26 protein-coding genes are annotated in these 23,079 nt (G+C 69.0%); 18 read left to right on the top strand and 8 right to left on the bottom strand.

The features are described 5' to 3' along the window. Positions 1-123: 123 nt before the first annotated feature. Genes tal through ACE3T5_RS16030 form a run of 3 tightly spaced genes read left to right on the top strand, consistent with a single transcriptional unit; the run spans position 124 to position 3,034 of the window. A complete protein-coding gene (tal, locus tag ACE3T5_RS16040; RefSeq protein WP_374669085.1) occupies positions 124-1,071 on the top strand; it encodes a transaldolase in 948 nt (315 codons plus the stop codon). Between the two features lie 4 nt (positions 1,072-1,075). After that, positions 1,076-2,611: a glucose-6-phosphate isomerase gene (pgi, locus tag ACE3T5_RS16035; protein WP_374669084.1), complete on the top strand. Its 1,536-nt coding sequence runs from the start codon at positions 1,076-1,078 to the stop codon at positions 2,609-2,611. 45 nt (positions 2,612-2,656) lie between these two features. Beyond that, the gene (locus ACE3T5_RS16030; protein ID WP_374669083.1) at positions 2,657-3,034 is read left to right on the top strand and encodes a DUF805 domain-containing protein; all 378 of its coding nucleotides are present in this window, start codon (positions 2,657-2,659) and stop codon (positions 3,032-3,034) included. A gap of 146 nt (positions 3,035-3,180) precedes the next feature. Here ACE3T5_RS16030 and groL read toward each other — a convergent pair whose 3' ends face one another. Continuing rightward, entirely contained in the window at positions 3,181-4,827 is a 1,647-nt protein-coding gene (groL, locus tag ACE3T5_RS16025) for a chaperonin GroEL (RefSeq protein ID WP_374669082.1), read from the bottom strand. 40 nt (positions 4,828-4,867) lie between these two features. Next, positions 4,868-5,158, bottom strand: coding sequence for a co-chaperone GroES (gene groES / locus ACE3T5_RS16020; RefSeq protein ID WP_374669081.1), 291 nt, complete (start codon positions 5,156-5,158; stop codon positions 4,868-4,870). 238 nt (positions 5,159-5,396) lie between these two features. On the opposite strand from groES, the gene modA reads away from it, so the two are divergent. The 4 genes from modA to ACE3T5_RS16000 are packed head-to-tail and all read left to right on the top strand — an operon-like array spanning position 5,397 to position 8,734. Next, positions 5,397-6,161, top strand: a complete 765-nt coding sequence (gene modA / locus ACE3T5_RS16015; RefSeq protein WP_374669080.1) for a molybdate ABC transporter substrate-binding protein — start codon at positions 5,397-5,399, stop codon at positions 6,159-6,161. Positions 6,162-6,168: 7 nt separating this feature from the next. Beyond that, a complete protein-coding gene (gene modB / locus ACE3T5_RS16010) occupies positions 6,169-6,855 on the top strand; it encodes a molybdate ABC transporter permease subunit (RefSeq protein ID WP_374669079.1) in 687 nt (228 codons plus the stop codon). Beyond that, complete coding sequence (gene modC / locus ACE3T5_RS16005; protein WP_374669078.1) at positions 6,852-7,928, top strand: molybdenum ABC transporter ATP-binding protein; 1,077 nt, start codon at positions 6,852-6,854, stop codon at positions 7,926-7,928. The genes modB and modC overlap by 4 nt, the downstream gene beginning before the upstream one ends. Then, positions 7,925-8,734, top strand: a complete 810-nt coding sequence (locus ACE3T5_RS16000) for a TOBE domain-containing protein (RefSeq protein WP_374669077.1) — start codon at positions 7,925-7,927, stop codon at positions 8,732-8,734. Before modC ends, ACE3T5_RS16000 begins: the two co-directional genes overlap by 4 nt. A 26-nt stretch (positions 8,735-8,760) precedes the next feature. Here ACE3T5_RS16000 and ACE3T5_RS15995 read toward each other — a convergent pair whose 3' ends face one another. From ACE3T5_RS15995 to ACE3T5_RS15980, 4 genes are read right to left on the bottom strand one after another with little or no spacing between them, the layout of a single operon-like run. Continuing rightward, positions 8,761-9,285: a superoxide dismutase family protein gene (locus tag ACE3T5_RS15995; RefSeq protein WP_374669076.1), complete on the bottom strand. Its 525-nt coding sequence runs from the start codon at positions 9,283-9,285 to the stop codon at positions 8,761-8,763. A gap of 43 nt (positions 9,286-9,328) precedes the next feature. Further along, a complete protein-coding gene (locus ACE3T5_RS15990; protein ID WP_374669075.1) occupies positions 9,329-9,976 on the bottom strand; it encodes a MarC family protein in 648 nt (215 codons plus the stop codon). Further along, on the bottom strand, positions 9,976-10,476 hold the full coding sequence (locus ACE3T5_RS15985) for a MaoC family dehydratase (protein WP_374669074.1): 501 nt from the start codon (positions 10,474-10,476) through the stop codon (positions 9,976-9,978). Before ACE3T5_RS15985 ends, ACE3T5_RS15990 begins: the two co-directional genes overlap by 1 nt. Continuing rightward, positions 10,476-11,225, bottom strand: coding sequence for an SDR family oxidoreductase (locus tag ACE3T5_RS15980; protein ID WP_374669073.1), 750 nt, complete (start codon positions 11,223-11,225; stop codon positions 10,476-10,478). The genes ACE3T5_RS15985 and ACE3T5_RS15980 overlap by 1 nt, the downstream gene beginning before the upstream one ends. A 142-nt stretch (positions 11,226-11,367) precedes the next feature. Between ACE3T5_RS15980 and ACE3T5_RS15975 the strand changes: the two genes are divergently transcribed. From ACE3T5_RS15975 to ACE3T5_RS15965, 3 genes are read left to right on the top strand one after another with little or no spacing between them, the layout of a single operon-like run. Further along, positions 11,368-12,051, top strand: a complete 684-nt coding sequence (locus ACE3T5_RS15975) for a dienelactone hydrolase family protein (protein ID WP_374669072.1) — start codon at positions 11,368-11,370, stop codon at positions 12,049-12,051. 5 nt (positions 12,052-12,056) lie between these two features. After that, entirely contained in the window at positions 12,057-12,950 is an 894-nt protein-coding gene (locus ACE3T5_RS15970) for an amidohydrolase (RefSeq protein WP_374669086.1), read from the top strand. 10 nt (positions 12,951-12,960) lie between these two features. After that, positions 12,961-13,611 carry a glutathione S-transferase family protein gene (locus tag ACE3T5_RS15965; protein WP_374669071.1) on the top strand — a complete coding sequence of 217 codons (651 nt, stop codon included), beginning with the start codon at positions 12,961-12,963 and terminating at the stop codon, positions 13,609-13,611. A gap of 18 nt (positions 13,612-13,629) precedes the next feature. On the opposite strand, the gene ACE3T5_RS15960 is transcribed toward ACE3T5_RS15965, so the two are convergent. Both ACE3T5_RS15960 and hemB read right to left on the bottom strand, forming a co-directional pair. Next, positions 13,630-14,733, bottom strand: coding sequence for a magnesium transporter CorA family protein (locus ACE3T5_RS15960; protein ID WP_374669070.1), 1,104 nt, complete (start codon positions 14,731-14,733; stop codon positions 13,630-13,632). A 13-nt stretch (positions 14,734-14,746) separates the two neighbouring features. Next, entirely contained in the window at positions 14,747-15,748 is a 1,002-nt protein-coding gene (gene hemB / locus ACE3T5_RS15955) for a porphobilinogen synthase (protein ID WP_374669069.1), read from the bottom strand. Positions 15,749-16,020: 272 nt separating this feature from the next. On the opposite strand from hemB, the gene ACE3T5_RS15950 reads away from it, so the two are divergent. The 8 genes from ACE3T5_RS15950 to fusA form a co-directional block, all read left to right on the top strand. Continuing rightward, positions 16,021-16,443: a CopD family protein gene (locus ACE3T5_RS15950; RefSeq protein ID WP_374669068.1), complete on the top strand. Its 423-nt coding sequence runs from the start codon at positions 16,021-16,023 to the stop codon at positions 16,441-16,443. A 5-nt stretch (positions 16,444-16,448) separates the two neighbouring features. Then, positions 16,449-17,582, top strand: a complete 1,134-nt coding sequence (locus ACE3T5_RS15945) for a VanZ family protein (protein ID WP_374669067.1) — start codon at positions 16,449-16,451, stop codon at positions 17,580-17,582. Continuing rightward, the gene (locus tag ACE3T5_RS15940) at positions 17,579-17,926 is read left to right on the top strand and encodes a ferredoxin (protein WP_374669066.1); all 348 of its coding nucleotides are present in this window, start codon (positions 17,579-17,581) and stop codon (positions 17,924-17,926) included. Before ACE3T5_RS15945 ends, ACE3T5_RS15940 begins: the two co-directional genes overlap by 4 nt. Beyond that, entirely contained in the window at positions 17,926-18,546 is a 621-nt protein-coding gene (locus tag ACE3T5_RS15935; protein ID WP_374669065.1) for an alpha/beta hydrolase, read from the top strand. The genes ACE3T5_RS15940 and ACE3T5_RS15935 overlap by 1 nt, the downstream gene beginning before the upstream one ends. A 9-nt stretch (positions 18,547-18,555) precedes the next feature. Beyond that, positions 18,556-19,713, top strand: a complete 1,158-nt coding sequence (locus ACE3T5_RS15930; protein ID WP_374669064.1) for a D-alanyl-D-alanine carboxypeptidase family protein — start codon at positions 18,556-18,558, stop codon at positions 19,711-19,713. A gap of 237 nt (positions 19,714-19,950) precedes the next feature. Next, the gene (rpsL, locus tag ACE3T5_RS15925; RefSeq protein WP_374669063.1) at positions 19,951-20,328 is read left to right on the top strand and encodes a 30S ribosomal protein S12; all 378 of its coding nucleotides are present in this window, start codon (positions 19,951-19,953) and stop codon (positions 20,326-20,328) included. A gap of 147 nt (positions 20,329-20,475) precedes the next feature. Continuing rightward, positions 20,476-20,949: a 30S ribosomal protein S7 gene (gene rpsG, locus ACE3T5_RS15920; RefSeq protein WP_374669062.1), complete on the top strand. Its 474-nt coding sequence runs from the start codon at positions 20,476-20,478 to the stop codon at positions 20,947-20,949. Positions 20,950-21,021: 72 nt separating this feature from the next. Next, on the top strand, positions 21,022-23,079 hold a 2,058-nt coding region (gene fusA / locus ACE3T5_RS15915; protein WP_374669061.1), incomplete at its 3' end, for an elongation factor G.

Below are 23,079 nucleotides of genomic sequence, written 5' to 3'. Positions count from 1 at the left end.
GAGTCCGCGTAATGCTGCGAGCCGACAGACCACTGGTAAGCCGTGTGCGGGAAATCCGCATGCACGGTTTGGAAGGGGGCGTTCGCTCCTGGATTTATTCAATTTAGGAACCAACGTCTACCAATGAACCAACTGGACGCCCTCAAGCAGTTCACCACCGTGGTGGCGGACACCGGTGACTTCCATCAGCTCGCGCAGTACCGGCCGCAGGACGCGACCACCAATCCGTCGCTCATCCTGAAGGCGGTGCAGAAGCCCGAATACGCCCCGCTGCTGGCGCAGACGGTGGCGCGCTTCCGCGGCCGGCCGCTGGACGAGGTGACGGATCGCCTGCTGGTGCGCTTCGGCTGCGAGATCCTGGGCACCATCCCCGGCCGCGTCTCCACCGAAGTGGACGCCCGCCTGAGCTTCGACACCGAGGCCACCTACTCGCGCGCGGAGCGCATCGCGGAGCTGTACCAGGCCGAGGGCGTGCCGATCGACCGCGTGCTGATCAAGATCGCGGCCACCTGGGAAGGCATCCGCGCGGCCGAGCGGCTGGAGCGCCGCGGCATCCACTGCAACCTCACGCTGCTGTTCTCGTTTGGCCAGGCCGTGGCCTGCGGCCAGGCCAAGGTGCAGCTCATCTCGCCCTTCGTCGGCCGCATCTACGACTGGCACAAGAAGGCCGCAGGCGCGCAGTGGGACGAAGCCGCGCGATCCGGCGCCAACGACCCCGGCGTGCAGTCGGTGCGCCAGATCTACACCTTCTACAAGCACTTCGGCATCGCGACCGAGGTCATGGGCGCCAGCTTCCGCAATACGGGACAGATCCTCGCGCTGGCGGGCTGCGACCTGCTCACCATCAGCCCGGAGCTCCTGGCTTCGCTTGCCGCCAGTGAGGCGCCGGTCGCCCGGGCGCTCGATGCCGACGAAGCCCGTGCCGCGACGGTGGCGCATGTCGTGCACGACGAGCGCTCCTTCCGCTGGGCCCTGAACGAGGACGCCATGGCCACCGAGAAGCTGGCCGAAGGCATCCGCGCCTTCGCGGCGGATGCGCGCCGGCTTGACGCCCTGCTGGAGGCGGCCTGAGGTGATGGCATCCCGGCCGCGCTGCGACGCCACGCCGGCCTGGCGGGCGCTGCAGGCGCACTTCGAGGACACGGGTCGCGCGTTCGATCTGCATCGCGCGTTCGAGGCCGACGCCAAGCGCTTCGAGCGCTTCAGCCAGTCGGCGCCGCAGGTCTTCGCCGATCTGTCCAAGAACCTGTGGGATGCCGACACGGAGGCTCTCCTGCTGCAACTGGCGGCGCAGTGTGGCGTGGCCGCGTACCGCGATGCGCTCTTCGCAGGCCAGGCCATCAACACCACGGAGCGCCGTGCGGTGAAGCACTGGCTGCTGCGCGCGGGGCCTGAGGCGGATGATCCCGACGCGGCCGAGGTGCAGCAGACGCTGGCGGCCATGCTCGCGTACGCAGAGCGTGTGCGCGCTGACGAGGCGATCACCGACATCGTGCACATCGGCATCGGCGGCTCGGACCTCGGGCCGCGCATGGCGGTCGCCGCGCTCGCGGCGTACCGCGGGCCGGGCAAGCGCTTCCACTTCGTCTCCAACATCGACGGCCACGACCTGGCCGCGGTGCTCGCTCAGGTGCAACCGGCCGGTACGCTGTTCATCATCGCCTCCAAGACCTTCACCACGCTGGAGACGATGACCAATGCCCGCTCCGCCTGCGCCTGGTTCCAGGCGGAGGGCGGCACGGACATCGCGCGCCACTTCGCGGCCCTCACCAGCAACGTCGAGGCGGCTCGTGCCTTCGGCATCACCACTACCTTCGGCTTTCGTGAGTGGGTGGGCGGGCGCTACTCGCTGTGGTCCGCCATCGGCCTGCCGCTGGCCATCGCCATCGGGGCTGAAGGCTTCCACGCGCTGCTGCGCGGCGCACGCGAGATGGATGCGCACTTCCGCACCGCGCCGCTGGCGGCCAACCTGCCGGTGCGGCTGGGCCTGCTGGACGTGTGGTACCGCAACTTCCATCGCTTCGCGAGCCGCAGCATCGCGCCCTATCACGGCGGGCTGCAGCGCCTGCCGGCCTACCTGCAGCAGCTGGAGATGGAGAGCAATGGCAAGCGGGTGGACCTGCAGGGCGCGGCGCTGCCCTATGACACCGCGCCCGTGCTCTGGGGCGAGCCGGGGACGGACGGCCAGCATGCGTTCTTCCAGATGCTGCATCAGGGCACGCAATCGGTGCCGGTGGAATTCATTGCCGTGCGACAACCGGCGCATGCCCTGCCGGATCACCATCGGCTGCTGCTGGCGAATGCGCTCGCCCAGGCGCAGGCCCTGATGCAGGGCCGTTCCGACCCGGGGGGGCACCGCCACTTCACCGGCAACCGCCCCAGCAGCTTCTTAGTGCTGGAAGCGCTCACCCCCGAAAGCCTGGGCGCGTTCATCGCGCTGCAGGAACACCGCGTGTTCACCAGCGGTGCCGTGTGGGGCATCAACAGCTTCGACCAGTGGGGCGTGGAGCTCGGCAAGGCGCTGGCGCAGGATCTGGCGCCGCGCTTCGCGAGCGGCGACAACACGGGACTCGACGCTTCCACCGCCGGCCTGCTGGACCGCCTGCGCTGAAGCCGCCTATGATGGCGCGCACCCCATCAGGGGAAGGAGGGCATCATGGACTTCAAGCAAGCGGTCATCACCTGCCTGCGTGACAAGTATGCGGATTTCAACGGCCGCGCCAGCCGGTCGGAATTCTGGTGGTTCTTTCTCTTCCAGCTCATCGTGACGATGATCCTGACGGCGATCCATGAACGCCTGGGCAACGTCGCGTCGCTCGCCATGTTGCTGCCGGCCCTGGGCGCAGGGGCGCGCCGCCTGCACGACATCGGCAAGAGCGGCTGGTTCCAGCTGCTGTGGTTCGTGCCCATCATCGGCTGGCTGGTGCTGCTGTACTGGGCCGTGCAGCCCAGCGGCGAGGACAACGCCTACGGCCCGACTCCCGGTACGGCAGCCTTCCCGGCCATCGACGACAAGCCCCCCGGCGCCGTCTGACCCGAGCCGCCCCCCGCAGGGGCCCGTGGATCGCGCGGAATAGCATGCAGCGCGATCCCCCAATGCAAAAGGCCGACTTCACGTCGGCCTTTTGCATCTGATCAGGCCACCGGAAAAACGCGGACGCGTTTTTCCGGTGAATGGACTTACATGTCCATCCCGCCCATGCCACCCATGCCGCCCATGCCGCCGCCGGGCATGGCAGGCGCTTCTTCCTTCGGCGCCTCGGCGACCATGGCTTCGGTCGTCAGCATCAGCGACGCCACGGAGGCGGCGTTCTGCAGGGCCGTGCGCGTGACCTTGGTGGGATCCAGGATGCCCATCTCGATCATGTCGCCGTAGGTGTCGTTGGCGGCGTTGAAGCCGTAGTTGCCCTTGCCGTTGAGCACCGCGTTGACCACCACGCTCGGCTCGCCGCCGGCGTTGTAGACGATCTCGCGCAGGGGCGACTCGATGGCCTTGAGCACCAGCTTGATGCCGGCGTCCTGGTCGGCGTTGGCGCCCTTGATCTCGCCAGCGGCCTGCTTGGCACGCAGCAGCGCCACGCCGCCGCCGGCCACGATGCCTTCTTCCACGGCAGCGCGGGTGGCATGCAGCGCGTCTTCCACGCGGGCCTTCTTCTCCTTCATCTCGACTTCGGTGGCGGCACCGACCTTGATGACGGCCACGCCGCCGGCCAGCTTGGCCACGCGCTCCTGCAGCTTCTCACGGTCGTAGTCGCTGGTGGCTTCCTCGATCTGCACGCGGATCTGCTTGACGCGCGCCTCGATGTCGGCGGCCGCACCGGCGCCGTCGATGATGGTGGTGTTTTCCTTGCCCACTTCGATGCGCTTGGCCTGGCCCAGGTCGGCCAGCGTCACCTTCTCGAGCGTCAGGCCCACTTCCTCGGCGATCACCTTGCCGCCGGTCAGGATGGCGATGTCTTCCAGCATGGCCTTGCGACGGTCACCGAAGCCGGGCGCCTTGACGGCCACGACCTTCAGGATGCCGCGGATGGTGTTGACCACCAGGGTGGCCAGGGCCTCGCCCTCGACTTCCTCGGCGATGATCAGCAGCGGACGGCCGGCCTTGGCCACCTGCTCCAGCGTGGGCAGCAGTTCGCGGATGTTGCTGATCTTCTTGTCGAACAGCAGCACGAACGGGTTGTCCAGCAGGGCGGCCTGCTTCTCGGGGTTGTTGATGAAGTAGGGCGACAGGTAGCCGCGGTCGAACTGCATGCCCTCGACGATGTCGAGCTCGTTGTCCAGGCTCTTGCCGTCCTCGACGGTGATCACGCCTTCCTTGCCGACCTTGTCCATCGCCTTGGCGATGATCTCGCCGATGGAGGCGTCGGAGTTGGCGGAGATGGAGCCGACCTGGGCGATCTCCTTGCTGGTGGTCGTGGGCTTGGAGGCCTTCTTCAGCTCTTCCACCAGGGTCGCCACGGCCTTGTCGATGCCGCGCTTCAGGTCCATCGGGTTCATGCCGGCGGCCACGTACTTCATGCCTTCGCGCACGATGGCCTGGGCCAGCACGGTGGCGGTGGTGGTGCCGTCACCGGCGTTGTCGCTGGTCTTGGAAGCGACTTCCTTGACCATCTGCGCGCCCATGTTCTGGAGTTTGTCCTTCAGCTCGATTTCCTTGGCCACGGACACACCGTCCTTGGTCACGGTGGGGGCGCCGAAGGAGCGCTCGAGCACCACGTTGCGGCCCTTCGGGCCCAGGGTCACCTTGACCGCGTTGGCCAGGATGTTCACACCCTCGACCATGCGCGCGCGGGCGTCACCGCCGAAGACCACGTCTTTTGCTGCCATGTTTGATTACTCCGAATGTCTGTTGAGGGGTTGAAAGGGCTTACTTCTCGACAACCGCGAACAGGTCGTCTTCCTTCATGACGAGCAGCTCGTCGCCGTCGACCTTGACGGTCTGGCCGCTGTACTTGCCGAACAGCACGCGGTCACCGACCTTCACGTTCGGGGCGATCAGCTCGCCCTTGTCGTTCTTGCGGCCCGGGCCGACGGCCAGCACTTCACCCTGGTCGGGCTTCTCGGCGGCGTTGTCGGGGATGACGATGCCGGAGGCCGTCTTGGTTTCGTTCTCGAGGCGCTTGACGATCACGCGATCGTGCAGGGGGCGAAGCTTCATTGCATCTCCTTGAATGGCTTGAATGAATGGGCGACAACGAAGTTGGCGCTCGTTAACTGACGTGGAATCGGCGCCCGGGCGAATCTGCCGTGTTAGCACTCAACTCCAACGAGTGCTAATGATAAGGCAAGTTGCGCGGCATTCAAGATCCGGGCAGGGGTGCGCCCTCCCTGGGGCGACGATCATTTCGTTGTGAAGTAGACTACCCAGCGAAGCGCCCGACCCCGTTGCCAACCCCATGCGCATCACCCGCCGCAGTCTCGCCACGGCCTGGCTGATCCTGGCCGCCGCCGCATCGGCCCATGCCGCCGAGGTGCAGGTGGCCGTGGCCGCCAACTTCGCCTCGCCCATGGCCCGCATCGCCGAGGCCTTCACAGCCGCCACGGGCCACACCCTGAAGGTCTCGACCGGGTCCACCGGCAAGTTCTATTCGCAGATCGTGAGCGGCGCGCCGTTCGAGGTGCTGCTGGCTGCCGATGACCAGACGCCGCGCCGGCTCGCGACCGAAGGTCGCGCGGTGGCGGCCTCGCAGGCCACTTATGCCATCGGCCGCCTCGTGCTGTGGAGCGCAACACCTGGCCTGGTGGACGAGCAGGGGGCGGTGCTGCGCAGCGGCGGCTTCCGCCACATCGCGATCGCCAATCCGCGCACGGCGCCGTACGGCGCGGCGGCGATGCAGACGCTCAGGGCGCTGGGCGTGGCCGACGCCCTGGCGCCCAGGCTGGTGACGGGCGAGTCGATCGCGCAGGCCTACCAGTTCGTCGTCACCGGCAATTCGGAACTCGGCTTCGTGGCGCTGTCGCAGGTGCGCGCACCCGGCAAGCCACCGCAGGGGTCCGCATGGCGGGTGCCAGCGAACCTGCATGATCCGATCCGGCAGGACGCCATCCTTCTCAAGGCGGGCGAACGCAATCCGGCAGCCAGTGCGTTGCTCGCCTTCCTGAAGTCCGAGCCAGCGCTGCAGGTGCTGGATGATTTCGGCTACGGCCGTCCCGCCCGGTGACTGGACGATGACCCCCGCCGAATGGAGCGCCGTGCGGCTGACCGCCGAACTGGCGGGCCTCACCACGGTGCTGCTGCTGCTCCTGGGCACGCCGATCGCCTGGTGGCTGGCCCGCACGCAGTCGGCCGCCAAGCCGGTGGTGGCCTCGATCGTGGCTCTGCCGCTGGTGCTGCCGCCCACGGTGATCGGCTTCTACCTGCTGCTGCTGATGGGCCCCCATGGTCCGGTGGGGGAGCTCACCACCGCGCTCGGACTGGGGCGCCTGCCCTTCACCTTCGGGGGACTGGTGGTGGCTTCCGTGCTGTGCTCCATGCCCTTTGTCGTGCAGCCGCTGCAGCAGGCCTTCGAGGCCATCGACGAGCGCACGCTGGAGGCCGCGGCCACGCTGCGCGCCGGCCCCTGGGACCGTTTCTTCACCGTGGCGCTGCCACAGGCGCGCCCCGGCATCCTCACCGCTTCGGTGCTGGGCTTCGCGCACACGGTGGGCGAGTTCGGCGTGGTCCTGATGATCGGCGGCAACATCGAGGGCAGCACCCGCACGCTGTCGGTGCTGATCTACGACCATGTGGAGGCGGCCGAGTTCGCGCAGGCCCACCGGCTCGCCGCGGGCATGGTGGGCTTCGCGATGATGGTGCTGCTGTCGCTGTACCTCCTGAACCGGCCGCGCCGTGAGCGCGTCGGCCCCGCCGCATGATCGACTTGGACCTGCGCCTCACGCGCGCGGCCTTCGAACTGCAGGCCACGCTGCGCCTGCCCGCCCGCGGCGTCACGGCGCTCTTCGGCCCATCGGGCTGCGGCAAGACGACGCTGCTGCGTGCGCTGGCGGGCCTGGAGCGGGCGCAGGGCCATGTGCGTCTGGATGGCGAAGTCTGGCAGGACGACGCCCGCGGCCTCTTCGTGCCCACCCACGCGCGCAGTCTGGGCTACGTGATCCAGGAGGCCGCGCTGTTCCCGCACCTGGACGTGGGCCGCAACCTCGACTACGGCCTGCGGCGGACCCCGGTTGCGCAACGCCGCATCGAACTGGCGCAGATCGTGGATCTGCTCGGCATCGGTCCCCTGATGGAGCGGCGGCCGGCCACGCTCTCGGGCGGCGAGCGCCAGCGGGTGGCCATCGCGCGCGCGCTCGCGGCCAGCCCGAAGGTGCTGCTGATGGATGAGCCGCTCGCCGCGCTGGATGCGAAACGCAAGCGGGAAGTGCTGCCTTACCTGGAGCGCATGCAGCGTGACCTGGGCCTGCCCATCGTCTACGTGAGCCATTCCATCGACGAGGTGGCGCAGCTGGCGGACCACCTCGTGCTGCTCGATGCCGGCCGCGTGCGGGCCGCGGGGCCGTTCACGGAGGTGCTCTCGCGGCTGGACCTGCCACCGCTGTGGGGTGACGAGATCGGCGTGGTGCTGGACGGCGTGGTCGCCGAGCGTGACGCGCACTGGCACCTCGCGCGGCTGGACGTCGATGGCGGTGCCGCGGCGTTCTGGTCGCGTGACCAGGGCCTGCCGGTGGGCCGCCGCGCGCGGCTGCGCGTGCTGGCGCGCGACGTGAGCCTCACGCGCGAACGGCAGCAGGGCACCAGCATCGGCAATCAGCTCGCGGGCACGGTGGAGTCCCTCACGGACGACAGCCATCCCGGCCTGGCCCTGGTGCGCGTGCGCGTCGGCGGCATCGCCCTGGTGGCCCGCCTCACCCGGCGCTCGGCCGACGCGCTGGCGCTGGCGCCGGGCCTGCCGGTGTGGGCGCAGGTGAAGACCGTGGCGCTGATGGAATGAGCACGGCGCGCGCCCATCGCGATGGCAGGCTGCTCACCGCGGAGCTGCGGCTGGCCGGCCGGCTGGATGACCGGCTGTTCCGCCTGCTGCAGGCGATCGGGGAAACCGGCTCCATCCACCGCGCGGCTGCCACGGTGGGCCTGAGCCACAAGGGCGCGCGCCTCATGCTGGAGACGGCCGGCAACATGGCGCACGAGCCGCTGCTGGCCTCCGCCGTGGGCGGCGCGGGCGGCGGCGGCACGCGCCTCACGCCCGCCGCCCTCAGCCTGCTGGCCGCCTGGCAGGCGCTGCAGAACGACCTGGAGGCGTTCCTGCGCGAGCAGGAACAACGCCTCGCCACCCAGCCGGCGCTGACCGGCCTGTTGAGGAGACTGTCCATGAAGACCACCGCCCGCAACCAGTTCGCCGGCACCATCCGCCACGTCGAAATCGGCCCGGTCTCGGCGCAGGTCACGCTCGCGCTGAAGTCCGGCGACGAGATCGTGGCCACCCTGACGACGGAGGCTGCGCGCCGGCTGGAGGTGCGCGAAGGCGCCGACGCCCTGGCGCTCATCAAGGCTTCCGCCATCGTGCTGGTGACGGATTTCGCCGGCTGGCGGCTCTCGGCGCGCAATCAGCTGGCCGGCACCGTCTCACGGCTGGAGCGGGGGCAGGTGTCCACGCTCGTGGTGCTGACCCTGCCGGGCGGCGACACGCTCACGGCCAGCGTGACGAACGAGGGCGTCGAGGCGCTCGACCTGAAGGTCGGCACCGCCGCGACGGCGGCCTTCAAGGCCTACTCGGTGATCCTCGCGATGCCGGCCTGAGCGATGCCGGCATCGCTCGCGCGGCATCAACCCTTGCGGATGACCGCGCACGCCAGCCGCGGCCCGGCATTGCCCGTGGGCTGCGTCTTGTAGTCGTCCGGATCGCGGTGGACGATGAGACCGCGGCCAACGATATCGCTGGCGCCGGCGCCCACTGCGATGGTGCTCGACTCGAACTGGAAGCGCGCCACGCCGGACGCGTCGGCCTTGAGAGAGGGCAGGTCGCCAGCGTGATGGGTGCCCTGGCCGTGCTGGCCATGGCCCGCGCCGCCGGGGTTGAAATGGCCGCCGGTGCTCATGCCGTCGCCGCTGGAGCAGTCGCCCTTCTCGTGCACGTGGAAGCCGTGCTCGGCGCCCGGCTTCAGCCCGCGCACCTCGCCGCTGACCAGCACTTTGCCGCCGGACTGGACGAACTTCACGCTGCCGGTGGTGGTGTTGCCACGCGTGGCTTCGAGGCTGGCGCTCGCCGTGGGGCCGCTGGGGGTGGCGCAGCCGGCCAGCAGGGCCAGCAGGCCCGTGGTCAGCAGGGCGGCGGATCGATGGGCTAGCATGGTGTCTCCTGAAGTGGTGGCGTGGATTGAATCAGGCCCGCGCTCAGCCCGCAATCGGGGCGCGTGCAAGGGCGGGGAACAGCTTGGTCAGGCCATCGGCCATCACCTCCACCGCCAGCGCGGCGAGGATCAGGCCCATGAGGCGCGTCATCACGTTGATGCCGGTCTTGCCCAGAAAGCGCGCGATGGGGCCGGCCAGCGTGAAGCAGACCGCGGTGACCAGGCCGATGACCACGCCGTAGCCGACCAGCGTGGCCTGCTGCCAGAAGGTCTGGGCCCGCTCGGAGTAGATGACGACGGTGGACATCGTGGCCGGCCCGGTGAGCAGCGGAATGGTCAGCGGCACCACCGCGATGCTGGCGCCCATGGCGGCCTTCTCGGCGCCGTCCTCCATCTCGTTCGTGGTGGGCTTGGCCTCCGCCGGCTTGGCATTCAGCATGTTGAGCGCGCTGGTCAGCAGCAGCATGCCGCCGCCCACCTGGAAGCTGGCCAGCGAGATGCCGAAGAACTCCAGGATCTGGATGCCCAGCAGCGCGCTGGCGGCGATGACCACGAAGGCCGAGAACGAGGCCACGCCGATGGTGCGGCGCCGCTGGGCGCGGTCGAAGCCCTGGGTGTAGTGGATGAAGAACGGCACGATCGCCAGCGGATTGACGATCGCCAGCAGGGTGATGAGCGGCTTGAAATCCATCAGGACGCCGCGCGCTCGGCCTCGTAGCGGGCCAGCTCCTCCGGCGTGGCCGGCTCGCGCCGGCCGAACATGCCCCAGCCTTCCATCTCCAGCACCTTCTCGCCGTTCTGGTTGAACAGCTCCCAGCGCGAGCGCACCAGGCCGGCCTCGGGCCGCTTGCGCATCGGCCGTGCCTCCAGGATGGTGTGGCGCAGGCTGAGCTGGTCGTCCGGATACACCGGCTTCAGCCAGCGCAGGTTCTCCAGCCCGGGGGAACCCATGCTGGCCGATTCGCGCAGGAAGTTGTCGACCGTCAGGCGCATGGCCATGGCGCAGGTGTGCCAGCCGCTCGCGCACAGCCCGCCGAAGACGGACTTGCGTCCTGCCAGCTCGTCCAGGTGGAAGGGCTGCGGGTCGAACTGCTCGGCGAAATCCTTGATCTCCTCGGCCGACGCGGAGGTGGTCCCCAGCTCGCGTGTGCTGCCGGGCGTCAGGTCTTCCCAGTAGATGTGGATGGGCATCAGCGGCCTCCGGAAACCTCGATCAGGGACAGGGTGGTGTAGCTGGCCTGCGGCGACAGCAGCCAGCAGATCGCCTCGGCCACTTCCTCGGCGGTGCCGCCGCGCTGCATGGGCACCTGGTGCGCCAGGTCGCGCACGCGGTTCGGCAGCCCGCCCGAGGCGTGGATCTCGGTCTCGATCAAGCCCGGCCGCACCGCGTTGACGCGAATGCCCTCGGCCGCCACCTCCTTGGCCAGGCCCAGGGTGAGCACGTCGATCGCGCCCTTGGCAGCGGCATAGTCCACGTACTGGGCCGGCGCGCCCAGGCGCGCGGCCGCGCTGGACACGTTGACGATGGCGCCGCCGCTGCCGCCGTGCCGCGTGCTCATGCGCCGCACCGCCTCGCGGGCGCAGAGGAAGCTGCCGATCACGTTGATGTCGAACATGCGGCGCAGGCGGTCGAAGCTCATCTCGTCCACGCGCGCGGGGCGGTCCACCACGCCGGCGTTGTTGACCAGGCCAGTGAGCCGGCCCAGGCGGTCATCCACCTCACGGAACAGGCGCAGCACCTGCGCCTCGTCGGCCACGTCGGCCTGCACCGCGATCGCGCGGCCGCCGGCCGCCTCGATGTCGGCCACCAGGGCCTGCGCTGCGTCGGCGCGCTGCGCGTAGTTCACCGCCACGGCCCAGCCGCGCGCGGCGGCCAATCGTGCCACGGCCGCACCAATGCCCCGGCTGGCGCCGGTGACCAGCAGCACATCCTGGTTCATCTTGTTTCCCGTCTCCTGGGACGCCATTAAAGCAAAAGCCCGCCGCCTGCGCGACGGCGATTGACGCGCTAACCTGCGCGGGTGGATGCTTGCGCCTTTCCGGCCAGGACAGTCCCCGAACCGTCAACCGAGGAGAACACGCATGGGCAGTTTCATCGACCTGAAGGCCGCCGACGGCCACACCTTTCCCGCCTACGTGGCGCAACCCGCCGGCCCTGCCAAGGGGGGCGTCGTGGTCCTGCAGGAGATCTTCGGCGTCAATCCGCACATCCGCAACGTGGCCGACGGCTATGCGGCCGAGGGCTATCTGGCCGTGGCACCCGCCACCTTCCACCGTGTCAAGGCCGGGGTGGAGCTGGGCTACCAGCCCGAGGACATGCAGGCCGGCTTCGCGCTGAAGACCGCGGTGGAAGCGCTGCCTGCGCCCGGGGTGCTGCAGGACATCCAGGCCGCCATCGCCCATGCGTCGCAGGCGGGCAAGGTGGGCATCGTGGGCTATTGCTGGGGCGGCCTGCTGACCTGGCGCTCGGCCTGCCTGCTGGACGGCCTGAGCGCGGCCGCGCCCTACTATGGCGGCGGCGTCACCACGCCGGAGGAATCGGCGCGCAAGCCCAAGGTGCCGGTGCTTGCCCACTTCGGTGACCAGGATCACTGGATCCCCATGGACACGGTGGAGGCCTTCCGCCAGGCGCACCCCGAGGTGGAGGTCCAGGTCTACAACGCCAACCACGGTTTCAACTGCAACGAACGCGGCTCGTGGGACGCGGCCGCGGCGAAGCTGGCGCGCGAGCGCACGCTGGCGTTCTTCGCCCGCCATCTCGGTTGATGGCGATGCGCCGCGCCCTGCTGGCGGCCGCGGTGCTGGCGATGAGTGCGCTGGCGGGGCCGCTCGCCCGCGCCGCCGACTACGCCGGCCCGCTGTTTGACGCCCACCTGCACTACAACGAAGAGGCCTTCGAGGGCGCCGCGGCGCCGCATCCACTGCCTGACGTGCTGGGTCGCATGCAGCGCAGCGGCGTGCGGGCGATCATCGCCAACTCGCGTCCGAACGACGGCACGAAGTCCCTGGCCCAGTCGCCGCAGACCCGCACGGCCGGCGTCACGGTGGTGCCCTTCATCCGCCTGTACCGCAACCGCGCCGACTACTCCAGCTGGTTCCGCGACGACACCATCTACGACATGGTGCAGGCCGAGCTGGCCCGCGGCACGGCCGCCGGCCCCTACCGCGGCATCGGCGAGTTCCACCTGTACGAGAGCACCAATGCCAACGGACCGGTGGCGCGCAAGCTGATGATCCTGGCCGAGGAGAAGCAGCTGGCCGTGCTGGCCCACGTGGATGACGTGGCCATCGATCTGCTGATGGCGCACACGCCCTCGCGCGGGCAGGCGGTGCGGCTGATCTGGGCCCACACCGGCATCGGTGGCAGCCCGCCCGAGCGGGTGGACCAGCTGCTGGCGCGCTATCCGCGGCTGATGGGCGAGCTGTCGTACCGGCCGGGCCTCACCTGCGAGGGTGGCAAGCTCTGCCCCGAGTGGCGGCGCCTGGTGCTGAAGTACCCGGACCGCTTCCTGATCGGCTCGGACACCTGGGTCAATCAGCGCTGGCAGTACTACGAGGAGCTGATGAAGGGCTATCGCACCTGGCTGGGCGACCTGCCGGCCGACGTGGCGCGCCGCGTGGCCTGGGAGAATGGGGCCGGCCTGTTCCAGTTGCGGCAGCCCTGAAAGCCCCCTCATGATCGAACTGCACCAGTACCCCAGCACGGCCTCCATGATCCCGCACATCGTGCTGGAGGAGATGGGCGTGCCCTTCCGCCGCGTCCTGGTCGACCGCGCACAGGACGCGCATCGCCAGCCCGACTACCTGCGCCTCAACCCCAACGGGCTGATCCCGGTGCTGACGGATGGCGATCTGGTGCTGTACGAGACCGCCGCCATCGTGCTGCACCTGTGCGACACGCATCCCGAGGCGGGGCTCGCGCCGCCGGTGGGCAGCCACGCGCGGGCCCACTTCTACAAGTGGCTGATGTGGCACACCAACACGCTGCAGGCCACGCTGATCATCTACTTCTACCCCCATCGCTGGGCCGACGAGGGGCATGAGGCCGGCGCGGCGGAAGTGAAGCGCCATGCGCAGGCGAAGGTCGGCACGCTGATCGACCAGCTCGAAGACCTGCTGGCGGATGGCCGCAAGTGGGTGCTGGGCGAGGACTACACGGCGCTGGACGCCTACACGTTCACGCTGTGCCGCTGGACGCGCAACTTCCCGCCCGGCCAGCGTGCCAGGGACCGCGCGCCGCTGGCGGCCTACCTCGAGCGCATGCTGGCCCGGCCGGCGGTGCAGCGCGTGCTGGAGAACGAGGGCCTGGCGCCGCCGTACGTGTGAGCGCAACCCCAGCGATCCCTATCGCGCCCCTGTGCGCGCCAGGTAGCGCTTGCGCCGGAACACGACGACCAGCACCACGGCGATCAGCGACATCGCCCCCAGCGTCCACCAGAAGCCGTCGTGCGCGTGGATCAGCGGCAGGAACTCGAAGTTCATGCCGAAGATGCCCGCGATCAGGTTCAGCGGCAGGAAGATCGCGGTCAGCGCCGTCAGCGTGCGCATGATCTCGTTGGTGCGGTTGCCCAGCGCCGAGAAATGGATCTGCACCGCCATCTCGGCGCCGTGCTCCATGCGGCGCACGTGGTGCACCACGCGCTCCACGTGCTCCACCACGTCACGCGCGCGCGCGAGCAGGCCATCCAGCTCGGCCTGGTTCAGCCACGGCGCCGGCTGCTCCGTCTGCGCGTCCAGCCATTCCTGCAGGGCGTCCTTTTGTTCCTCGCACAGTTCGTCCAGCGCATGCAGCGCATTGCGCGCCGTCATCAGCGCGGCCCAGTCGGTGCTGCGGTTGCGGGGTGACAGCAGCTCCTGCTGCCAGCGGTCCAGCTCGGCGCTGAGGGCCTTGCGCAGGTCGAGGTAGCTGTCGACCATCATGTTCAGCATGCGCAGCATCAGGTCGGGTGCGCTCGCGGGCAGCCGGCTGCGCGCCGAGGCCGAGAGGCCCTCGGCCTGCAGGGCATCCGCGAGGTAGCGCTCGATGAAGGTGCGCGCGGCGAAGCACCCTCCGGGGTGCACGGTGATCAGCAGCCGGTCGAAGACGACGAAGCCCACCGCACGCGTGCGCACCCGGGCGAAGGTGCCCAGGGGCGCCAGCCTGGACGGCGCCGCGGCGCCGAGCTCCTGCTGCACCTCGGACTCCGTGGCCAGCCGGCGGAACACGACCAGGTCGTAGATCGAGGTGTAGTCGTAGCGGGAAGGATGCGCCGGGTTCGCGAGGTCCTTGACGTGCAGGTCCAGCAGGGGCGACCCGCCCAGGGACTGCGCAGCGCGCTGCAGCTGTGGCAGATCGGTCTCGAGCTGTTCGCGTTCGAGAAAGATCCACAGGAAGCCCGTCTCGGGTGCGTGGGCGGGCAGCGCCTCCAGGAAGCGCAGCGTGCCGGCGCCGAATTCGACGATGCGCACGCTGGGTGCTCCCTCAGGCCTTCAGTCGCCGCGCGGCCTCGACCGCGAAGTAGGTCAGCACGCCGTCGGCGCCGGCGCGCTTGAAGGCGAGCAGCGACTCCATCATCACCAGGTCGTGGTCCAGCCAGCCGTTGGCGGCCGCTGCCTTGAGCATCGCGTACTCGCCCGAGACCTGGTAGGCGAATGTGGGCACGCGGAACTCGTCCTTCACCCGCCGCACGACGTCGAGGTAGGGCATGCCCGGCTTCACCATCACCATGTCGGCGCCCTCGGCGATGTCCAGCGCCACCTCGCGCAGGGCCTCGTCGGTGTTGCCGGGGTCCATCTGGTAGACCTTCTTGTTGCTCTTGCCCAGGTTGGCGGCCGAGCCCACCGCGTCGCGGAAGGGGCCATAGAACGCGCTCGCGTACTTGGCGCTGTAGGCCATGATGCGGGTGTGGATGTGGCCGGCGGCCTCCAGCGCGGCGCGGATGGCGCCGATGCGGCCGTCCATCATGTCGCTGGGCGCCACGATGTCCACTCCGGCCTCGGCCTGCGTCAGGGCCTGCTTCACCAGCACCGCGACCGTCTCGTCGTTCAGGATGTAGCCGGTCTCGTCGAGCAGGCCGTCCTGGCCGTGGCTGGTGAAGGGGTCCAGCGCCACGTCTGTCATCACCCCGAGCTGCGGAAACTCCCGCTTGAGCGTGCGAACGATGCGCGGAACCAACCCTTGGGGGTTGAAGGCCTCGCTTCCGTCAGGATCCTTAAGTTTCGGATCGATGGCCGGGAACAGCGCCAGCACCGGAATGCCGAGGCGCACGCATTCCTCGGCCACCGGCAGCAGCAGGTCAGCGCTCAGCCGCTCCACCCCGGGCATGGAGGCCACCGCCTCGCGGCGCCGTTCGCCGTCGAGCACGAACACCGGGTAGATCAGGTCATGCGGGCTCAGCGCATGTTCACGCACCAGGTTGCGGGTGAACTCGTCTCGGCGCAGACGGCGCGGACGGCCGTGGGGAAAGGGCGCGTAAGGGGTCATGCGGCGCATTGTCACCCAGCCCCGCGCGGCTGCGGAAGCGACAACCAAAGTCCCACTTCCTGTTGCCGGCGCACCGCGTGGCTGGCATGCGGCGACGGATGGCGGGGTGTCTCGCTTGATGCCCCTTGCCCCATTTGTTAAATTGTGTACGGGCGGCTTGCCGCTCCCCGCTTTTCCTCCCTGAGCGGGTGCCTTGATGTGTGACAGCAAAAAGGCTTCCGACCCCGGCTCATGGCCGGGGTTTTTTTTGCGGCCTTCGTACACTTGCCGCCATGCTCTGGGTGAAAGCGTTCCACATCGTCTTCGTGGCCAGCTGGTTCGCCGGCCTGTTCTACCTGCCGCGCATCTTCGTCAACCTGGCTATGGTGCCGGCGAGCTCCACGGCGGAGCGTGAGCGCCTGCTGCTGATGGCGCGCAAACTGCTGCGCTTCACCACCCTGCTGTCGATCCCTGCCGTGGCCCTGGGCCTGTGGCTCTGGCTCGGGTGGGGCATCGGCCAGGGCGCCGGCTGGATGCACGCCAAGCTGGCCGTGGTGCTGCTGGTCGGGGCCTATCACTACGCCTGCGCGGTCCTGCTGCGCCGGCTGGCCGCGGGGGCCGACCAGCACGGGCATGTGTGGTTCCGCTGGTTCAACGAAGCGCCGGTGCTGATGCTGGTGGCGGCCGTGGTGCTGGTGGTGGTGAAGCCCTTCTGAACGCGATGGCCGCGCGCAAGACCTCGGCGTGGCCGCTGTCCGGCGCCTATGCGTCGCTGATCGTCTACGCGAGCCTCTACCCGTTCTCGGGCTGGCGTGACCAGGGCATCCCGCCCTGGGCCTTTCTCGCCGAAGGCTTTCCGCGCTACTGGAGCGGCTTCGACGTGGTGGCCAACGGCCTGGGCTACGTGCCGCTCGGCTTCCTGCTGGCGCTTAGCGTGCTGCGGCGGGGCATCGGCCCCACGCTGCCGTTCGGCAACCGGGCTGCCCTGGCAGCGGCCGCGCTGGGGGGTGGGGCGCTGTCGCTGCTGATGGAAGGCCTGCAGAGCTACCTGCCGATACGCGTGCCGTCGAGCGTGGATCTGGCGTTGAACTTTGCCGGCAGCGCCCTGGGCGGCGCCGTCGCCGTGCTGCTGGAGCGCGCGGGCGCGCTCGACCACTGGGATCGGCTGCGCGACCGCTGGTTCGTGCCCGACGCCCGCGGCGCCCTGGTGTTGCTGGCGCTGTGGCCCTTCGGGCTGCTGTTCCCGGCCTCGGTGCCGCTCGGCCTGGGCCAGGTGATGGAGCGCCTGGAGGCCGCGCTGGCCGAGTGGCTGCAGGACACGCCGTTCCTGGAATGGCTGCCCGTGCGCGAGGTCGAGCTGCAGCCGCTGGTGCCCGCCGCCGAACTCGTTTGCGTGGCGCTGGGCGTGCTGATCCCCTGTCTGCTGGCCTACTCGGTGCTGCGCAATGCCGCCCGACGCGTCACCGCCGCCGTGCTGCTGCTCGGCGCGGGCGTGGGCGTGACGGCGCTGTCCGCCGCGCTGAGCTGGGGCCCGGTGCATGCCTGGGCGTGGATGAGCCTGCCCGTGCGGTCCGGGCTGGCCGGTGGCGCCTTGCTGGCGGCGGCCCTGCTGGCCGTGCCGCGGCGTGCCTGCGCGGTGCTGCTGCTCGCGGCCCTGGTGCTGCACCTGAGCCTGCTGAACCAGGCGCCGGCCAATCCGTACTTCGCGCTCACCCTGCAAAGCTGGGAGCAGGGCCGCTTCGTGCGCTTCAATGGCCTGGCGCAGTGGCTCGGCTGGCTGTGGCCTTTCGCCGCGCTGGCCTACGTGGTGGCGCGCCTGTCGCGCCGCGAGCCGGCTTCTACAATCGCTGGATGACCGTGCCCGCCACCGCGAACAGCTACTACCGCCACCACATCTTCTTCTGCCTCAACCAGCGTGACAACGGCGAAGCCTGCTGCGCCGACCACAATGCCCAGGCGGCCTTCGACCGCTGCAAGGCCCAGGTCAAGGCGCAGGGCCTGGCGGGGCCTGGCCAGGTGCGGGTGAACAAGGCGGGCTGCCTGGACCGCTGCGCCGGCGGGCCGGTGGCCGTGGTCTACCCCGAGGCGGTCTGGTACACGTACGTCGACGCACACGACATCGACGAGATCGTCGAGTCGCACCTGAAGAACGGTCGCGTGGTCGAGCGCCTGCTGACACCGCCGCACCTGGGCCGCTGATGAATCCGCGCACCGAGCGGCTCAGCCTCGCCGGGCCGGCCGGCCGCCTGCAGGTGCTGCGTGACCAGCCCGAGGGCGTCCCGCTGGGCGTTGCCGTGATCGCGCATCCGCATCCGCTGTTCGGCGGCACCATGGACAACAAGGTGGTGCAGACCCTGGCGCGCGCCTTCGTGCAGCAGGGCTGGACGGCCGTGCGCTTCAACTTCCGCGGCGTCGGTGGCAGCGAGGGCGCCTACGACGAGGGTCGGGGCGAGACCGAGGACCTGCTGGCCGTGGTCGATGCGCTGGCGCCCCAGGGCGCGCTGGCGCTGGCGGGGTTCTCGTTCGGCGCCTACGTGGCGGCCCAGGCGCTGCAGGGGCTGTGGGCCGCGCGCGATCCGCGCCATCTGGTGCTCGTGGGCACGGCCGCCTCGCGCTTCGTCGTGCCGCCCTTGCCCGAGGCGGCGCGCGAGCGCGCGCTCGTCATCCACGGCGAGCAGGACGACACCGTGCCGCTGGCCGCCGTGCTCGACTGGGCACGCCCGCAGTCGCTGCCGGTGCTGGTGGTGCCCGGGGTCGAGCACTTCTTTCACGGACAATTGACGCTTCTGAAGAACCTGGTGGCTCGCCACCTCCGCTGAACCTTTCCCATGAAGAGATGGATGCAGGCGCTCGCAGCGCCCGTGCTGGCCGTGCTTTGCCTGGCTGCCAATGCCCAGGTCCCGCAACCGCCCGAGGTGGCTGCGCGCAGCTACCTGGTGATGGACGTGAGTGCCGGCCAGGTGCTCGCCGGCCGCGACGTCGACACGCCGGTGGAGCCGGCCTCGCTGACCAAGCTGATGACCGCCTACCTGGTCTTCGACGCCCTGCGGGCGAAGAAGATCGACCTCAAGCAGCCGTTGCCCGTGAGCGAGCGCGCCTGGAAGATGCCCGGCTCGCGCATGTTCATCGATCCGCGCATGCAGGTGCCGGTGGAGGACCTGATCCAGGGCATGATCGTCCAGTCCGGCAATGACGCCACCGTGGCGCTGGCCGAGGGCGTGGGCGGCACCGTGGAGCGCTTCGTCGAGCTGATGAACCAGCAGGCGCGCGCGCTCGGCATGACCGGCACCAGTTACCGCAACCCCGAGGGCCTGACGGCGCCCGGCCACCAGACGACGGCGCGCGACCTGTCGATCCTGGCGACGCGCCTGCTGCGCGACTTCCCGGAGTACATGCCGTACTACGCGGTCAAGAAGTACCGCTACCAGGGCACGCCCACGGCCAACGACACCAACCGCAACATGCTGCTGTTCCGCGACCCCACGGTCGACGGGTTGAAGACCGGGCACACCGACGCCGCGGGCTACTGCCTGGTGGCGACGGCCAAGCGCGACTTTCCCAACCTGGCCGGCCGCCGCGTGCTGGCCATCGTGCTGGGCGCCGCGAGCGAGCAGGCGCGGGCCAACGAGGCGCAGAAGCTGCTGAACTGGGGCTTCACCGCCTTCGAGGCGCTTAAGCTGTTCGATGGCGGGCAGGTGGTGGCCGAGCCGGCGGTTTGGAAGGGCTCGGCGCCCACGGTGAAGCTGGGCCAGCCGCAGCCGATCGTGCTGGCGGTGCCGGCGGGTGCCGCCAAGGGCATCCGCACCCAGGTGGCGCGCCCGGATCCGCTGGTGGCGCCGTTCGCGCGCGGCCAGCAGGTGGCGACGCTGAAGATCCTGTCGGGTGACGAGGCCCTGCGCGAGGTACCCCTGGTCGCCCTGGAGCCGGTGGAGCAGGCCGGCGTCTTCGGCCGCGCCTGGGATGCCATCCGGCTCTGGATCCGCTGAGGCCGGGGCCTCGCTGCGGGCGAACCTGCGTACTTAAGGCTTGCAGAGCCCCGTCGCGGCGCCCCAACGGGGCCAGGCGTGCGACGGCTGGCCCGATCATCCGTTGAGGGTTTTCCCAGCCCGGGCTATACTCGCGGGCTTTTCCGCAATTTGGGGCGGGAGAGCCTTGTATTCGTTTTCGTTTTCGTGCTGCCGCATCCGCGGCGTGTTCGACCAGCGTTTAGGGACCCTTTTTTCATGCCAACCATCAGTCAACTCGTGCGTCAGGGCCGGGAGGTCGAAAAGACCAAGTCCAAGAGCCCTGCGATGCAGAACAGCCCCCAGCGTCGGGGCGTGTGCACCCGTGTGTACACCACGACGCCCAAGAAGCCGAACTCGGCGCTGCGCAAGGTCGCCAAGGTGCGCCTGACCAACGGCTTCGAGGTCATCTCCTACATCGGCGGCGAAGGCCACAATCTGCAGGAGCACTCGGTGGTGCTCGTGCGCGGCGGTCGCGTCAAGGACCTGCCCGGCGTGCGCTACCACATCGTGCGCGGTTCGCTCGACCTGCAGGGCGTGAAGGATCGCAAGCAGTCCCGCTCCAAGTACGGCGCCAAGCGCCCGAAGAAGGCGTAACCCAGCGGTCGTTTGTCGGTGCTTTCATCGCCCTGGCAGGCGAGGAAAGCGTAGTGACCCTGAACAAGGGTCGAGTAAGTGGGCAGCCCGCATGGCGCCCGCGGCCCCCGCAGAGGGTGGCCAACTGAAGCAAATAGGAAGATTGAAATGCCACGTCGTCGCGAAGTCCCCAAGCGTGAAATCCTGCCGGATCCCAAGTACGGCAATGTCGAGCTCGCCAAGTTCATGAACGTGATCATGCAAGGCGGCAAGAAGGCGGTCGCCGAGCGCATCGTCTACGGTGCCCTCGAGCAGATCGAGAAGAAGGCACAGGGCAAGGAAGCCCTGGAGGTGTTCACCACCGCCATCAACAACGTCAAGCCGATGGTCGAGGTGAAGTCCCGCCGCGTCGGTGGCGCCAACTACCAGGTGCCGGTGGAAGTGCGCCCCGTGCGCCGTCTGGCGCTGTCGATGCGTTGGATCAAGGAAGCCGCCAAGAAGCGCGGCGAGAAGTCCATGGCCCTGCGCCTGGCCAACGAACTCATGGAAGCCACGGAAGGCCGTGGCGGCGCCATGAAGAAGCGTGACGAAGTCCACCGCATGGCCGAGGCCAACAAGGCCTTCAGCCACTTCCGCTTCTAGAGCCCGACCCCATCCAAGCAAGGCAGCGGCCCGCCACGAGCGGGCCTTGCCCATTGAACGAAAGACACCATCATGGCCCGCAAAACGCCCATCGAGCGGTACCGCAACATCGGTATTTCCGCCCACATCGACGCCGGCAAGACCACCACCACCGAACGCATCCTGTTCTACACGGGTGTGAATCACAAGCTCGGCGAGGTGCACGACGGCGCCGCCACGACCGACTGGATGGAGCAGGAGCAGGAGCGTGGCATCACGATCACCTCCGCGGCCGTCACCTGCTTCTGGAAGGGCATGGACCTGTCCTACCCCGAGCACCGCTTCAACATCATCGACACCCCCGGCCACGTGGACTTCACCATCGAGGTGGAGCGCTCCATGCGCGTGCTGGACGGCGCCTGCATGGTGTACTGCGCGGTGGGTGGCGTGCAGCCCCAGTCCGAGACGGTCTGGCGCCAGGCCAACAAGTACAAGGTGCCGCGCCTCGCGTTCGTCAACAAGATGGACCGCACCGGCGCCAACTTCTTCAAGGTCTATGACCAGATGAAGGCCCGCCTGAAGGCCAATCCCGTGCCCATCGTGATCCCGATCGGCGCAGAGGACAAGTTCACCGGCGTGGTCGACCTGCTCAAGATGAAGGCGATCATCTGGGACGAGGCCTCGCAGGGCATGAAGTTCGACTTCCACGACATCCCGGCCGACCTCGTCGAATCCGCCAAGGAATGGCGCGAGAAGATGGTCGAGGCCGCCGCCGAGTCGTCCGAGGAGCTGATGAACAAGTACCTCGAGGAAGGCGACCTGACCGAAGCCGAGATCAAGCAGGGCATCCGCGCCCGCACGATCGCGACCGAGATCCAGCCGATGCTGTGCGGCACCGCCTTCAAGAACAAGGGCGTGCAGCGCATGCTCGACGCCGTGATCGACTTCCTGCCCTCGCCGGTGGACATTCCCCCGGTGGCGGGCCTGGACGAGGACGAGAAGGAAACCAGCCGCAAGGCCGACGACGCCGAGAAGTTCTCCGCGCTCGCCTTCAAGCTGATGACCGACCCGTTCGTCGGCCAGCTGACCTTCGTGCGCGTCTACTCGGGCGTGCTCTCCAAGGGCGACACCGTCTACAACCCGGTGAAGGGCCGCAAGGAGCGCATCGGCCGCATCGTGCAGATGATGGCCAACGAGCGCACCGAGATCGAGGAGATCCGCGCCGGTGACATCGCCGCCTGCGTGGGCCTGAAGGACGTGACCACGGGCGAAACCCTGTGCGACCCCGATTCCATCGTGACGCTGGAGCGCATGGTGTTCCCCGAGCCGGTGATCCGCCAGGCCGTGGAACCCAAGACCAAGGCCGACCAGGAGAAGATGGGCATCGCGCTGCAGCGCCTGGCTTCGGAAGACCCGTCGTTCCGCGTGAACACCGACGAGGAATCCGGTCAGACCATCATCGCCGGCATGGGCGAGCTGCACCTGGAAATCATCGTCGACCGCATGAAGCGCGAGTTCGGCGTGGAAGCCAACGTGGGCAAGCCGCAGGTGGCCTACCGCGAGACGATCCGCCGCGAGGTGAAGGACGTCGAGGGCAAGTTCGTGCGCCAGTCGGGCGGCAAGGGCCAGTACGGCCACGTCGTGTTCCGCATCGAGCCGAACGAGACCGGCAAGGGCTTCCAGTTCCTCGACGAGATCAAGGGCGGCGTGGTCCCGCGCGAGTACATCCCGGCGGTGCAGAAGGGCGTGGAAGAGGCGCTCAACTCCGGCGTGCTGGCGGGCTACCCGGTGGTGGACGTGAAGGTCGCGCTGACCTTCGGTTCCTACCACGAGGTGGACTCGTCGGAGCAGGCGTTCAAGATGGCCGCCATCTTCGGCTTCAAGGAAGGCGCGAAGAAGGCCAGCCCCGTGATCCTCGAGCCGATGATGGCCGTGGAAGTGGAAACGCCCGAGGACTACGCCGGCAACGTGATGGGCGACCTGTCGTCCCGCCGCGGCATGGTGCAGGGCATGGACGACATGCCCGGCGGCGGCAAGGTCATCAAGGCCGAGGTGCCGCTGTCCGAGATGTTCGGCTACTCCACCACGCTGCGCTCCATGTCGCAGGGTCGTGCCACGTACACGATGGAGTTCAAGCACTACGCCGAGGCG

This window comes from Ramlibacter sp., from assembly GCF_041916345.1.
Lineage (GTDB): Bacteria > Pseudomonadota > Gammaproteobacteria > Burkholderiales > Burkholderiaceae_C > Ramlibacter.
The sequence above is the reverse complement of the archived record's forward strand: the minus strand, read 5'-3'. Positions and strand labels throughout refer to the sequence as shown.